The sequence below is a fragment of the Rhodococcus sp. NPDC003382 genome (genome assembly GCF_053589135.1).
In genome coordinates this window covers 112,561-126,133 of record NZ_JBSFRH010000009.1, presented here as the reverse complement: position 1 = coordinate 126,133, position 13,573 = coordinate 112,561, and the positions used below count along the sequence as shown (strand labels likewise).

Here is a 13,573-nt window from a genome sequence, read left to right as displayed (position 1 = left end):
GTGGTCGCCGACGGCCGGACCGTCGGCGAACCGACCACGGTGTTCGGTACGCGAGGTCTTCAGTACGCGATGAACAGAATCTCGTCGCGCGAGTACTCCATCCCCGGATGCGACTCACTCAGGTGCGCCTGGGTTTTCGTCACCAGATCGTCTTCGTCGACGCCGGTGATCGCTACGCCGCACGGACAACTCAATCTCGTCTTCATTCTCATCCCGGACAGCCTTTCCACGCCTTCAGTGCAATCGCGACGCCCTCCGCACGTCCGCGACCGAGAAGCCCGGAAGCACCGACGTCCGTGAGCGGCGTCACACCAAGTTATCTAACGGGAGTAGATTGCACAACCACCGAATCGGGGACGGTCGCCGACCTCCTTCGATAGAGCCGGCCCGGCCGCGCCCCCGTGTCCCGGTCGTCCCGTCTCGTCACAACGCCCGCGACCACCGTGGCCACGTAGCCGCGCGCTTCCTGAATGAACCGCTCGGCGCCCGACGGCAGATCTGCGACGAGCCGCGGTGCCGTCAACGACAACCTCGCGAGGTCGATGACATTCAGATCGGCGCGCTTACCGACGGCCAACGTGCCACGGTCGTCGAACCCGTACAGGTCGGCCAGATCTTTCGTGAGCTTGCGGACCAGACCCTCGATCGCAAACCGTGGCCCCCGGCGACGCAACCCCCAGTGCGACAACAGGAATGTCGGGAAGCTTGCATCACAGATGAAGGCAACGTGCGCTCCCCCGTCTCCGAGACCCATCACGTACTGGGGATCGGCGAGAAACTCACCGATCCGGTTCAGATTTCCGTGAAGGAAGCCGGTCGCGAACCAGATGAGGATTGCACGCCCCTCGTCGGCGATCAGCTGGTCGTAGAGAACCTCGAGCGGGTCCCGCCCTTCGAGCCGCCCGCGTTCCGCCATCGACGTGCTCGGGTCCGGTTCGTAGTCGAGATCCTGGAGGCTGTAAATGTTCGCGAGGTTGCGCTGCAGCGTCAGGTGAGTGTGTTTGCGCGGGTCACCGGAGTCGACGGGCAGGTCCTCTTCCGCCAGGATCCGTGCCTTCACCGACGGCTCCGACATCCGGCGTGCCCGCTCGGGCAACGGAAGATCCGCGATCTCGACATACCCGGGACGCCCCATGAACGGGTGGTAGGTCGCCAGTGAGATCAGACCGCCGATCGCCCTGGGCGCCACCTGAGGGTAGATGCGTTCGCCGGATCTGCCCGCTTCCGCAACAAGAGCACGAGCCTTCGTGAACTCCTCTGCGCCGAGCGTGAGGTTTTCGGCGAAGGTGAAGGTGATTGATTGCCCGGTTGCCCGGTGCAGTCGTCGCATCATCTCGATCTCCGACGAGAGCGTGTTGGCATCACGCCGACCCAGCCCGGCCCGATACTGTTCGCCGGGCTGCCCCTCTACACCCCCGGCGACCCCGGAGGGCACCAACTGGAACACACCACCACCCGCATCGCGCATCGCGCAGGCCATGGCGAGCAACTCCTCCTCCGCAGCCCTGGTACCCGGGAGGATCCCACCACCCGACCCGCGGTGTGCCGCCACCCGGGAAGTACCGACGCCCACCGCACCTGCACCGATACCCTCGCCGACGATGCGAGCGATCTCGGCGATCTCCTCGTCGGTAGCCGATTCGTCCGTTTCCGCGCGGCTTCCCAGCACATATGCACGGACTGCACTGTGGGGAACCTGGGTGGCCACATCTACCGCGAACTCACGGTCGGCGAGGACGTCCAGGTACTGCGGAAAGGTCTCCCAGCCCCATGTGATGCCGTCGTGGAGAGCTGAGCCGGGAATGTCCTCCACGCCCTCGGTCAGGGCAACCAGCCAATCCTCGGATCCCTTGCGAACAGGGGCAAATCCGATTCCGCAGTTGCCGGTGACAACAGTTGTCACGCCGTGCCCCGACGACGGAAGCAGCTCGGAGTCCCACGTGAGCTGACCGTCGTAGTGAGTGTGCACATCGATGAACCCGGGAGTGACCAGCTTGCCGGTCGCGTCGATCACTTCACGGGCATCCCCAGCGATCTTCGGCTCGACTGCGACGATCCTGCCGTCGGCGATCGCCACATCACGCACCACGGCAGGTTCGCCACTACCGTCGGCGATCGTGCCGTTCTTGATCAAGAGATCGAACACAACACCCTCCTGGGTTGTCGGAACGGGTCGCGCTCAAGCCGGCTCGGTGGCCCTGTCGACGACCGTGGGTGTCTCGCGATCGGCCCGATTCCTCCGGGGAACAAGTGCCACCAGTACCGCTGCGGCAACTCCGGCGAACGCGAATGCGTAGAAGGCCCAGTCCGCTCCGAGGGCGGAACTCATGATCAGGCCGGTGAGGATGGGGCCACAGACGCCACCCAACCGCCCGAGACCCACCGCCAGCCCGAGCGCCGTGCCACGAGCCGCCGCCGGATAGTAGACCCCGACGAAGCCGTAGACACCCGTCGTGGACGAGGCGCAGAAGCCGATCAGCAGAACCAATCCGAACACGATCGCCTGCGCCGGCTGGAGCGTCAGCGCCGAGACCGCCAGCGCACCACCGATGAAGCTCACCGAAATCACCGGGCGGGAGCCCAGCCGGTCGGCGAGACCCGTGATGACGACCATGCCGATCCCGCTGCCGAGGTTGAAGGCGAGCAGGAACGTCAGTGCCGATCCGAGATCGTAGCCGGAAGCCCGCAGCATCTGAGGGATCCAGGTGTTCATGCCGTACGAGACGAGCAGGCCGAAGAAGGTGATGAGCGGGAACATGATCGTCGCGATCCGGAAGCCCGGGGCGAGCAGCAGTTTCAGGCCGGACTTCGGCGCTGCACCCGTGCTGTGCGACCGATCGAGTGCCATGCCCGATTCGGCACCCGCATCGATCGCGTACCGCTGCGCCAGTGCGCGCGCCTCTTCGTGGCGGCCCTTACCGGTGAGGAAGGCGATGGACTCGGGCAGGTACCGGAATGCAACCACCAACAACACGATGCCGAGAAGACCACCCGCTGCGAACATCGCCTTCCAACCGAACGCCGGGATCATGAAGATGGCGGCAACGGATACCAGAACACCCCCGATGGGGAAGCCGGTCTGGATGACACCGTTGTAGAACTGCCGTCGGTCGACCTTGACGTATTCCTGTGTGAGAGCGATGAGAGTGGGGAGCGCTCCACCGAAACCGAGCCCCGCCAGCAACCGGAAGAGACCGAACGCCTCCAGGTTCGGAGCGATGGCGCACAATCCGGTGAACAGGCTGAAGCTCACGATGCAGGCGAGCACAACGGGCCGCCGACCGATCCGATCGGTGAGGTAACCGGCCAGCATGGCGCCGGCCATCATCCCGAACAGGGACAGACTTCCGATCAGTCCTGCTGTTGCTGTGGTGATCCCCCACTGTTCGGTCTCCAGCAGCGTCGGCAGCACTGCGCCGAACATGATGAGGTCGACACCGTCGAGGATGGTGATGGCCAGGCAGGTGAGGACCACGGAGCGGGCACCCGATACGGCCCGCCCCTCCCCCGATCCGATGATTTGCGACATGTTGGTTCCTTCAGGGGTGAGTATCCGAGATTCGGAATCGGTGCTGTACGAGTGACGGCGGGAACGTTTGTCGACCGGCAGGACGGCACCGACGGAGCCGGCCTGCCGGAAACCCGACTCTCATCCCCACTTCTGTGGATCCGCGAATGCACGTGCCATCCACCGATGGAAATGCTGGTTTGCAATCTCGTTGCGCCCGAAGAGCAGTGGTCCAAGGTCCGTGTTCGACACGGCCCTCTGGAGTCCTTCGTTGACGACGAGGTCCTCGTCACGAAGCACCGCCATGAGGATGTTCCAGTTCTTGTCCCACCGCGCCTTCTGCTCGTCCGTCACGGCCGGTTCCCGAGTCAGGAGACGGATCTGCATCCGTGTCCCGACAGCGGTGCCCGGAGCCGGGACGAAGTTCAGCACTTCCAGATGGTCGGGCTGACGCAGCACCGACATGTTCGGCATCAGGAAGTGCGCCACGGTGATGTGCCGATCGATCGGCACCTCTGCGGGTGCCCCGCCGCGAACCGAGTCGATGCTCTTGCGTGCCGTCACCATTCGCCCGTGCCTGCCCATCGGCTGCCATGACTGGGCGTTGTTGTAGAAGTACGGGGCGACCGTTCCGGCGTGGGTCGAGGTGATGTGGTAGCCGTCGAGGAAGGCGTCCATCAGGACCTTCCAATTGATGTCCACGTCGAAGTTCCCGACGGTGTAGCAGGTGTACTCGTCCATTTCCATGGCGGCGAGCGAGTCGTCGAACTCCTGCCCGAGCCACGCTTCGATATCGATCTTGCGGCCGTCCGCTGCCGAGTCGACGACCCAGACGAACCCGTGCCGCTCCTCGACCGGGACCTCCAGCAGGCCCATGCAGCTGCGGTCCACCATCCCGAACGTCGACTCGTCCGCGATCGATCGCAGACCGCCGTCGGCCCCGTATGCCCAACCGTGGTACCGACAGGAAAACGTTCGCTTCGAACCCTTTTCGTCCGGAACCAGCCTGGCTCCTCGATGCCGGCAGGTGTTCACGAATCCGCGCACGCTTCCGTCTGCCTGGCGGACGAGAACGACCTCGTTGTTCGGCAGCTGGACGGTCACGAAGTCGTTCCTGCCGGGCAGTTCGGTGCTGTGCGCCGCGATGATCGGAATGTGCCCGAACAGTTCACTGCGTTCCCGGGCCGCGAGTTCCGGATCGGTGTAGATGCGGGGATCGATCTCGAGGATCCCCGGCGCCATGTCGGTGGTGCCGTTGTCGAGGTGGTCGAACATCGCGCGGGCGAAGCCCGCTTTCGTCGTCTCGTCGTAGGGCAGGTCGGTGTAGACCATGGTGCTCACTCCTTCGCGGGGCCTCTGCGGGGTGCCGTACGAACGTCACGGAAGCTGCAGGCTCTTGATCTCGGTGAATTCCTCGAGGCCGAACACCCCGCCCTCACGCCCGTGTCCGGATTGCTTGAAACCACCGAACGGCGCTGCGCCGTTGAACTTTCCGCCGTTGACCTCGATCTGGGTCGCACGCAACCTGCGGGCCACCGACTTCGCACGCTCGAGGTCGCCGGACCACACGGCACCGGCGATCCCGTAGATCGTGCCGTTCGCAATCTCGACGGCCTGCTCGATCGTGTCGCAGGCGATGATCGACAGCACCGGTCCGAAGATCTCCTCCTGTGCGATCGTGGATTCCGGGTCCACGTCGGAGAACACGGTCGGTTCCACGAAGAATCCGGTGCCGACGGGCGCATCGACCGACCCGACGACCAGTCGTGCGCCTTCCTTGATGCCGGATCGGATGTAGCCGAGGACCCGCTCACGCTGGGCTGCGGTGACCATCGGTCCGAGCTTGGTGTCGCCGTCGGTCGGGTCGCCGGGCAGGTACGAGGCAACCGCCTGCGCCGCGAGTTTCTCGGCCGCTGCCAGGCGAGAGCGCGGGACGACCATCCGGGTCTGCGCGTTGCAGGACTGTCCGCCGTTCATGAAGCAGGCGCGCACCGTGTGGGACACCGCCTGCGCGAACTCCTCGTCGTTCAGGTCGTCGAGCAGCACGGCCGCGCTCTTTCCGCCCAGTTCGACCGATACTCGCTTCACGGTTCCGGCGGCCCGTTCGAGGACTCGCTTGCCGACCTCGTTGGATCCGGTGAAGCTGACCATGTCGATGTCCGGGTGAACGGCGATGGCTTCGCCGACGATGGGTCCGTACCCGTGCACGAGATTGAACACCCCGGGCGGGATTCCGACTGCGGCGACCGCTTCCGCAAGAGCACAGGCGGTGAACGGGGCCACCTCACTGGCCTTGACGACCACCGTGCACCCGGTCACCAGCGCGGCGCCGATCTTGGCGGTGATCTGGTGCAGCGGGTAGTTCCAGGGGGTGATGCACCCGATCACGCCGACCGGCTCCCGCACGATCAACGAGTTGCGCAGCGGCGCTTCCCATGGGAAGTCGGCGGCGGCGGACACCGCCTCGCGCAGGTCGATGATGCCCAGTCCGACCTGAGCCCACCGAGCGACCCGGCGCGGGGTGCCGACCTCTGCCACGACGATGTCCGTGATCTCGTCCTGCCGCCGCTCGAGTTCGTCGGCCAGACGCGAGACGAGCTCCGCCCGGTCGCTCGGGGCCGTCTGCGACCACTGCACCAAGGCTCGCCGCGCCGCCGCCACCGCGCGATCGACGTCCTGCGCGGATCCCGCGGGAACGCTCCCGATCCGCGCTTCCGTGGTCGGATTCACCACGTCGATACGTTCGTCGTTCGCCGACGCGATCCATGCGCCGTCCACATACAGGTCGAGTGTCATAACGGTCTACTCCGCTCCGTCGGTAGTTCGAATTTGGCCGGGTAGTTCGATTCGGGTTCCCGGGTAGGGGTCGGCTCCGTTCGTGACGCCGGCGAGAAACCCACGGATCGTCACGACGAAGAGCTCTCGTGACGACCAGCCGTTGGCGTCCAGCGCACGGGTGAGCGTGGGGTGCCTGCGCTCGTCGACGTTCGGAAATACCTCCCTGCTGCCGACCGGGTCGCGCATGAGGTCGCCGAGCGTGGTTGCGAGAGAGATCTTCTCCAGCCCGTCCAGGATCACCACATGCAGGGACGCAGGGACGCCCCCTTCCTCGAGGATCCGGGCACACTTCTCGTAGGTGCCGGTGAGGATGTCCCGCGGAAGAAACTGCACCAGGACCAGTGCCGCATTGGGATGCCGGAGGATCGCGTCGCGGTAGTTGAGACTGAGATCGACGAACCACTCCACCCAGTGGGTGCCCGGCGGACGTTCGGGGAGAACCGCTTCCGTCATCAGCTTCTTCGCCACCTCCGTCATGAGTTCACGACGATCGGCGAAGTGGTGGTACAGCGACGAGGTCCTCACATTCAGCTGCTTGGCGACGCGGGGCAGACTGAACGCGTCCATTCCTTCGGTGTCGATGATCTCGATACTGGCTGCGACCGCCGAACTCCGACTGATCAGGGGTTTTGTCGGTCGTCCCACTGTTCCCACCTTCGATCGAACAACGAATCGGAAGCATCCGTCCGGCGCCGTTGCGTCGGGGTCGTCTGCATCTTGGCGCCGGACTCGTGACGACCAGCCCGCAGCAACGACTCCGCCCGTCCCATCCGAGGCGCTACGCGGCGCCAGACCAACGCCGGAAACAACGTGACGGTGCGGAACACGAGCGGATCCGAGGACAGCGTCATCAGATCGCCGTCGAAGCGCACATCTCGCTTCTGGTTGTCGCCGATCCAGTTCGGGTACAGCGATACCGTCATCTCGTGCCAGACCGCGGCGTTGTCCTCGTCGACGTGATAGGGGCCCGAGTACGCCAGATACCCGCCGGCAGCCTCACCTCGCTCGCTCGTCTCACCGCTGTGTACGTTGCGCGACCGGTACGGGGTGCGGCCGGGACGCATGATCTGTGCCGACATGAATCCGTCCGCCGAGTAGACGATCAGACCGCGAGCGTCGGCTCCCAGCGGGTGGTCGACCTTCCCGCCGTCGGAGGTCGTCGAGTACTCGACGAGTTCCCAGGCCCCGACGATGCGCTCGGCGATCGACAGACCACCGATACCGGCGTCGATACTCATTCTGCTTCCTCTCCACTCACAGCACGTCACGCGTGCAGAGAAGGATCGAACTCGAGAGTGCGGCCATCGGCCCGCCGATGAACAGGGAGACCTTCGCGTCGGGCACCTGGTTGGTGGAGGTGCCACGCACCTGGCGGACGGCCTCCACAGCCAGCCCCATTCCGTTCACGAACGAATCCGCGAGGTTGCCGCCGCTGGTGTTCACCGGGAGAAGCCCGTGCGGGGCCGTCAGGTTCTCGACGGTCATCACCTTGCCTGCCTCGGCTCCGGGCGGGCACAGCGAGTGATCGATCAGTGCGGCCACTCCGGAACCGCTGAAGTTCTCGTAGACCTGGGCCACGTCGACCTGGTCGGGGCCGAGTCCAGCATTTTTCCAGAGGGTTTCGGCGACGCCGGAGGATCCGGAGAAGCCGGCCGAGCTGTAGTCGGGATCGTTCTCCGTGTCGGTGGCGTACCCACCCATCGCACCCTGAGCCCCGGCCAGTACGTAGGCGGGGTTCGGATGAAGCTTCTCGGCGCGGTCTGCGGCGACCAGAATCAACGCTACGGCTCCGTCGTTCTCACGCGAGCAGTCGTAGAGACGGTACGGCTCGACGATCATCCGGGACGCTTCATAGGCCGGCTCGTCGAGCGGGCGGCCGAACGCCGCGGCATCCGGATTCTGCTGCGCGTGGAAGTAGTCGGCGAGAACCAACGCCCTCACAGCAGATTCGGGAACACCGTCGTGGTCGAGCATCCGCCGAGTTCGCAGCGCACAGGCCTGGGCCGGTGATCCCACCCCGTGCGGGAGCATGTGACCGTCGAAATGATGCCTTGCGTATCCGAGCCTTCCGGAATCATGTTGTGCCATAGCACGATAAACGACAACACACTGTGTCTGACCCGCTGCGATGGCGACCGCCGCGTTGGTGATCGCCGCGGCGGCGCCACCGCCGCCACCACCCCAGATCATGTTGGACCATCGGATCCGATGGGACATCAGCGAGGCACCCACGACGGTCCCGTCGTTCTCGCCGCCGCCGTACGAGACGAATCCGTCGATATCGCGTGGGGAAACACCGGCATCGGCAGCTGCTTCGACGATGGCCCGCAGTGTCATCCGAAGCTCACCGTCGGGCGATTCCCCTCGCTTGTAGTGGAATTCGCTGACGCCCACTACTGCCGCCGCACCACGGAGAAATGTATCGGTCATCGCTGTGCTTCCTTCCCCGGCTCGGACGATGCGCTCACGCGGCGCCAGCGGAGCAGCGGCCAGGGCGCGTCGGATGGCTGCGCGATGACGCCCGTGACGTGGTCGCCGATGGCGATTCCGGTGTCGCCGCTCTCCGCCAGCAGACCGAGAACGCGTCGCCCTCCGGCATGGGGCAGTTCGACGAGGACGGTGATGTACGGCAGGTCGCCGGCCAGTTCGGGGACGAACGGATGCCAGGTCCGCGACCACGAGAAGACCCGTCCATGCGGTTCCACCGCGACCCAGTCCGGGTCGAACGTACTGCACCGCCCGCACATCCAGCGCGGGCCCCAGATCCAGAGGTCACACGCGGCGCATCGCTGCAATCGCAGCTCCCCTGCCCGCAGCCCCTCCCAGTAGGGCAGGTCGAGGCCGTCCGCGTACGGACCGACCAGCTCCGTGGCCGGGAACTCGCGGGTCACGCTGCCACTCGGGGTCATCGAAATCGCTCCGCTCTCGTGAAATGGCACGTCTGCTTCTGCCGCTGGGGCAGGTCACATCCGGTCAGTGCTTGGTCAGGTATCCCGCATCGATCGGCAGGTCGATCCCGGTGACATACTTCGCGGCATCGGACACGAGCCACAGCACCGCATCCGAGATGTCCTGGGGTTCGAGCATCATGACGTCGAGCAGGTTCGTTCGGTCGTTGTGCTTCCACTTACGCACCACGTGCGGCAGCACCTTCGACAGGCCGGTCGCCATGGGCGAGTCGACTCCGGTCGGGTTGACCGTGTTGACCCGGATGTTGTGGTCGGCGAGCTCGAACGCGAGGGTGTCCTTCAGGCCCTGAAGACCGTGCTTCGCGGCACCGTAGTGACCCCACGACGGTGAAGCACCCAATCCGTCCACCGACGAGGTGATCACGATCGATCCACCCCGACCACCCTCGATCATCACGGGCACGACGGCCTTGCAGGCCTTCCACGCGCCGGTGAGGTTGACGTCGAGCATCGTCTGCCACGCGTCGTCGTCGATCTCGATCGTCGACTCGGCATGATCGTGAATACCCGCGTTGGCCAGCAGAATGTCGATCCGGCCGAACTGCGACACGGCCAACTCCGCAACCGCCTTCATATCCGCACTGCTCCGGACATCGGCCTGCATGCCGGCGATCTCGCCCCCGGCTTCCTTGACCAACCGGATCGTCTCCTCGAGATCCTCCGGGGTCGCGAGTGCGTACTGCACCTCCTCGATCGGTGCGGCGACGTCGCACACGACGATCTTCGCGCCCGCGGCTGCAAGGGTGAGCGCGTGGGAACGTCCCTGGCCTCGTGCCCCACCGGTGATCACAGCTACTTTTCCGTCGAGTGACGTCATCGATTCTCCTGGTGTCGAAACATGGGTTCGGTGTGGGAACTTCTGAACCGGCTAGCGGGTGCTCTTCGCGCGCTCGTAGTCCTGCGTCGCCTGGCTGATGCCGGTCGCGAAACGCTCGCTGAAGCCATCTTTGCGCGCCTGCGTCCAGTGGTACGAGTTCAGGAGCGGCTCGCACGTTCCCCTGAAGTGCGGCATGACATCTCGCATGAGGATGCGGTACATGCGCGAGGTCGCCTCGGTTTCTGCCCAATCGTGCGCCGTCGCAAGGAAGGTGCCGAAACCACCTGTGCGGTCGATGATCTTGCGGATGTAGGCGATGGCGTCGTTCGCGTCGCCGATGCAGCCGTAGCCTGACTCGTTGACGCGCCGGACGAGTTCCTCGTGTGCGACCTCCTCGCCGGGTTCGATCATCTTCATCGGGGTGACGACGTGGCGGTAGTCCATGAAGTCGCGCAACCCGTATCGGGTGTCCTCTACTGCCTGTTCGAAGGTATCGGCGATATGGATGTTGCCGACGACCGCCCAATCCTTCCGATTCACCGTCTGCCCGTGCTCGTTCGCCTCGCGGGTGGTGATATCCCAAGTCTGCGCGAGCAATTCGACCGATTTCGCACCGGTTCCACCGATGGACAGCAGACCGAGCCCGTACTTTCCGGCGAGCTTCGGGCCCGACGGCGACATCGCCGCTGCCACGGTGATCGGGACGCCGGGATACGAGTAGGGGCCCAGCTGGACCCGGGCATCCTCGAGCGAGAACCATTCCGTCTTCCGGTCGACCGGACCGGGCGTGGTGAGCAGTTCGAGGATGGCGTCGAGGGCTTCTTCCATCCGCGGCCGCAGGAGGTTGTAGTCCATACCCATCATCTGCGAGTCCGCCACCAGCGCGCCGGGCCCGACCCCGATGCGGATTCGGCCACGAGTCATGTGGTCCAAAAAGGTGATTCGATCGGCAACCATCAGCGGATGGTGGTAGGGAAGGGAGATGACGCCGCTGCACAGCTCGATGCGCGACGTTCGCTGCGCGGCCGCCGCGATCATCAGTTCCGGGGACGGCCCGACCTCGTATCCGCCGCTGTGATGCTCCCCGAACCACACTTGGTCGTATCCGAGTCGATCAAGCTCCTCGACGTGGCAGAGGTCCTGTTCGATCGCCATCGTAGGGTTACGCCGAGGGTTGTGATACGGCGGAAGAAACACTCCACACTTCAGTGGCGCAGGCTTCGCAGTTGTCGAATTCATGTCAGGTCTCCTGTCGATAGTTGCGTGATGCGCCGCAGATGGTGACGATGGCCCGGGCCGTCCGTTCACCGCGGTTGTGCCATCGATGTTTGTTGCCGTTGACGACCACCGTGTCGCCGGCATTCAATTCGACCTCCACCCCGTCGTCGAGCTCGAGGACGAGCGAACCTTCCAGAAGCACATGGACGTCAACGGAATCGGTGCGGTGAAAACCCGGTGCGTCATCGTCCATGACGACGATTCCGTTGTCGTTGTCGCCGATGCGCCCGGGTTCGAGGACCCAGCCGATCACCCACACTCCACCGGGATCCGGAAACCCGACGGTGTCCGGTATCGCACCGGGATCAGGAACCTCGGGAATGCCTTCGGTGCGCCAGATCGGGTCGATGCCGGCGGCGTGGATCCTGTCGATCTTCTCGTCGGCCACGAGCACCGCCGCACCGTTCCGCTCCATTGCGATCACACGTCGAAAACTCATCTCCGACCTCCGGGAGACAACTCTGTAGCGGCGCAGATTCTCGAAAAGCAGCTGCGCCGAAGGGAACTCGGGTCGATATCGGGTCCGTGCCGCCAACGCGGGCACATGAACTGTCCTACAACGGGTTTCAACCCGGTCGAACACACAAGAAGCACCACCGCACATCTCGTGCGCTACGCGACCCGCACACATCGGAGTGCTTCAGATCACATCACTCAATCTAAATGCTATCGGTTAATCGGTCAAGCGGAGCGAGCGGTTCGGCAGAATCCAGGAAATCGCGGACCCGAGACATCTACACTGTTGACCAGCGGGAAATCGCTGATCTACTTTCTTCCCAGAGGAATCGCCTTTCTTCCCAAGGCAATTCCCCTTTCATGGCAGCTCCCGCACTTGTCACCGCGCGTCCTCGGCCGACTCCCCGGAAGCCACCTCACCGAGGCGATCTCCCGGACCACTCCCCTCGCGAAGGATCACCGATGATCACGACACAGACCGATATTCCCGCTCACCTGATCACCGACTTCGATGTCTACGATCCGTCCCTGGCCGTGCCTACCGACGTCTTTCAGGAACGCGTCGCCGCATTACGCAGGCAGGGTCCGATCCTCTATTCCCCGCACCACGGCGGGCACTGGGTCGTCACGAGGTACAAGGAAGCCCTCCAGATCCTCCAGGATGCAGAGACGTTCTCGAGCTTCCCGAACAATCTACTCAATGCCGCACAGGGCAAATTCCTACCGCTCGAACTCGACCCGCCCGAACACAGCTACTACCGGCAGGCCTTGCAGCCACTGTTCAGCCCCAAACGTATGAAGGCGCTCGAACCCGAGATCCGAAGAATCATCAGCGAGCTGATCGACCGGTTCGCGCACAAGGGCGAATGCGAGTTCATCGCCGAGTTCGCACACGAATTGCCGACTCGAATCTTCCTTGCTCTCATGGGGTGGCCATTGGGCGACGCACCGCAGTTCACGGAGTGGACGGACATCACGCTGCAAGGCATCCCCGGTGCGACCGAAGAGGAATCCGCCGCGGCCCGCGCGAAGGCCGCCGCCGAAATCTACGAGTACTTCGGGCGGGTCGTTGCGCAGGTCCGATCCGGCGAAGACCGTTCCGAAACCCTCACGGCGCAGATCATCAACACCCCTCTCGACATCCAAGACACACCCCGGCCACTCTCCGACGAGGAGCTGTGCCGAATGTTCTTCCTGCTTCTGGTCGCGGGGCTGCATACCGTCCAAGGCGCTCTCGCGTGGGGACTGATCCACCTGTCGCGCAATCCCGAGCAGCGCGAGGCGATCGTCGACGACCCGACGCTGATCCCGTCGGCGGTGGAGGAGATTCTGCGCATCGAGACCGCGACGAGCGCCGGCCGGCGCGCAACCCGCGACGTTCGGATCGGCGGTGTCTCCGTCAAGGCCGGCGATCAACTACTGGTGGTGATGACCGCCGCCAATCGTGACGACGACGAGTTCGACTGCCCGGACGAGCTTCGCATCGAGAGACATCCCAATCGTCACATCGGATTCGGTGCCGGTCCTCATCGCTGCCTCGGCTCCCACCTCGCGCGGCTCGAGCTGACGCTGGCCCTCGAAGAGATCCACTCGAGGATTCCCGACTACGCCCTCGTCCCGGGTGATCCCGCCGTCTTCCATTCGTCACAGGTCCGGGGCTGCGCGAAGCTTCCGATCACGTTCACGCCGTCGACGCGCTGAGATCCG

13 protein-coding genes are annotated in these 13,573 nt (G+C 64.5%); 1 reads left to right on the top strand and 12 read right to left on the bottom strand.

Features of this window, described 5'->3' with window-relative positions; all coding sequences use genetic code 11:
• Positions 1 to 59 precede the first annotated feature (59 nt).
• The 12 genes from ACWDUD_RS09185 to ACWDUD_RS09130 all read right to left on the bottom strand — a co-directional run bounded on the left by ACWDUD_RS09185 (position 60) and on the right by ACWDUD_RS09130 (position 11,849).
• On the bottom strand, positions 60 to 212 hold the full coding sequence (locus ACWDUD_RS09185; RefSeq protein ID WP_420750330.1) for a DUF1059 domain-containing protein: 153 nt from the start codon (positions 210 to 212) through the stop codon (positions 60 to 62).
• 104 nt (positions 213 to 316) lie between these two features.
• On the bottom strand, positions 317 to 2,146 hold the full coding sequence (locus ACWDUD_RS09180; protein WP_420750329.1) for an N-acyl-D-amino-acid deacylase family protein: 1,830 nt from the start codon (positions 2,144 to 2,146) through the stop codon (positions 317 to 319).
• 33 nt (positions 2,147 to 2,179) lie between these two features.
• Positions 2,180 to 3,610: an MFS transporter gene (locus ACWDUD_RS09175; RefSeq protein ID WP_197251439.1), complete on the bottom strand. Its 1,431-nt coding sequence runs from the start codon at positions 3,608 to 3,610 to the stop codon at positions 2,180 to 2,182.
• Positions 3,611 to 3,649: 39 nt separating this feature from the next.
• On the bottom strand, positions 3,650 to 4,840 hold the full coding sequence (locus ACWDUD_RS09170; RefSeq protein WP_420750328.1) for an aromatic ring-hydroxylating oxygenase subunit alpha: 1,191 nt from the start codon (positions 4,838 to 4,840) through the stop codon (positions 3,650 to 3,652).
• A gap of 45 nt (positions 4,841 to 4,885) precedes the next feature.
• Complete coding sequence (locus tag ACWDUD_RS09165; protein ID WP_420750327.1) at positions 4,886 to 6,304, bottom strand: aldehyde dehydrogenase family protein; 1,419 nt, start codon at positions 6,302 to 6,304, stop codon at positions 4,886 to 4,888.
• Positions 6,305 to 6,310: 6 nt separating this feature from the next.
• Positions 6,311 to 6,991 (bottom strand): TetR/AcrR family transcriptional regulator, encoded by a 681-nt coding sequence (locus ACWDUD_RS09160; RefSeq protein ID WP_420750326.1) that lies wholly within the window; start codon positions 6,989 to 6,991, stop codon positions 6,311 to 6,313.
• A complete protein-coding gene (locus ACWDUD_RS09155) occupies positions 6,967 to 7,584 on the bottom strand; it encodes a lipocalin-like domain-containing protein (protein ID WP_197251398.1) in 618 nt (205 codons plus the stop codon). Before ACWDUD_RS09155 ends, ACWDUD_RS09160 begins: the two co-directional genes overlap by 25 nt.
• Positions 7,585 to 7,600: 16 nt before the next feature.
• Positions 7,601 to 8,776: a thiolase C-terminal domain-containing protein gene (locus ACWDUD_RS09150; protein ID WP_450109117.1), complete on the bottom strand. Its 1,176-nt coding sequence runs from the start codon at positions 8,774 to 8,776 to the stop codon at positions 7,601 to 7,603.
• Positions 8,773 to 9,255: a Zn-ribbon domain-containing OB-fold protein gene (locus ACWDUD_RS09145; RefSeq protein WP_197251400.1), complete on the bottom strand. Its 483-nt coding sequence runs from the start codon at positions 9,253 to 9,255 to the stop codon at positions 8,773 to 8,775. The genes ACWDUD_RS09150 and ACWDUD_RS09145 overlap by 4 nt, the downstream gene beginning before the upstream one ends.
• A gap of 64 nt (positions 9,256 to 9,319) precedes the next feature.
• Positions 9,320 to 10,132 carry a mycofactocin-coupled SDR family oxidoreductase gene (locus tag ACWDUD_RS09140; RefSeq protein WP_420750322.1) on the bottom strand — a complete coding sequence of 271 codons (813 nt, stop codon included), beginning with the start codon at positions 10,130 to 10,132 and terminating at the stop codon, positions 9,320 to 9,322.
• A gap of 51 nt (positions 10,133 to 10,183) precedes the next feature.
• Complete coding sequence (locus tag ACWDUD_RS09135) at positions 10,184 to 11,371, bottom strand: LLM class flavin-dependent oxidoreductase (RefSeq protein WP_450109116.1); 1,188 nt, start codon at positions 11,369 to 11,371, stop codon at positions 10,184 to 10,186.
• A 1-nt stretch (position 11,372) separates the two neighbouring features.
• Complete coding sequence (locus tag ACWDUD_RS09130; RefSeq protein WP_197251403.1) at positions 11,373 to 11,849, bottom strand: cupin domain-containing protein; 477 nt, start codon at positions 11,847 to 11,849, stop codon at positions 11,373 to 11,375.
• Positions 11,850 to 12,328: 479 nt separating this feature from the next.
• Here ACWDUD_RS09130 and ACWDUD_RS09125 point away from each other — a divergent pair, with 479 nt between their 5' ends.
• Entirely contained in the window at positions 12,329 to 13,567 is a 1,239-nt protein-coding gene (locus ACWDUD_RS09125) for a cytochrome P450 (protein WP_450109115.1), read from the top strand.
• Positions 13,568 to 13,573 lie beyond the last annotated feature (6 nt).

Bases quoted from the DNA above. Each gene is read 5' to 3' on its own strand.
- ACWDUD_RS09170 (WP_420750328.1), bottom strand. From the start codon at position 4,840: ATGGTCTACACCGACCTGCCCTACGACGAGACGACGAAAGCGGGCTTC.
- ACWDUD_RS09145 (WP_197251400.1), bottom strand. From the start codon at position 9,255: ATGACCCCGAGTGGCAGCGTGACCCGCGAGTTCCCGGCCACGGAGCTG.
- ACWDUD_RS09150 (WP_450109117.1), bottom strand. From the start codon at position 8,776: ATGACCGATACATTTCTCCGTGGTGCGGCGGCAGTAGTGGGCGTCAGC.
- ACWDUD_RS09140 (WP_420750322.1), bottom strand. From the start codon at position 10,132: ATGACGTCACTCGACGGAAAAGTAGCTGTGATCACCGGTGGGGCACGA.
- ACWDUD_RS09125 (WP_450109115.1), top strand. From the start codon at position 12,329: ATGATCACGACACAGACCGATATTCCCGCTCACCTGATCACCGACTTC.
- ACWDUD_RS09155 (WP_197251398.1), bottom strand. From the start codon at position 7,584: ATGAGTATCGACGCCGGTATCGGTGGTCTGTCGATCGCCGAGCGCATC.
- ACWDUD_RS09135 (WP_450109116.1), bottom strand. From the start codon at position 11,371: ATGAATTCGACAACTGCGAAGCCTGCGCCACTGAAGTGTGGAGTGTTT.
- ACWDUD_RS09185 (WP_420750330.1), bottom strand. From the start codon at position 212: ATGAGAATGAAGACGAGATTGAGTTGTCCGTGCGGCGTAGCGATCACC.
- ACWDUD_RS09130 (WP_197251403.1), bottom strand. From the start codon at position 11,849: ATGAGTTTTCGACGTGTGATCGCAATGGAGCGGAACGGTGCGGCGGTG.
- ACWDUD_RS09165 (WP_420750327.1), bottom strand. From the start codon at position 6,304: ATGACACTCGACCTGTATGTGGACGGCGCATGGATCGCGTCGGCGAAC.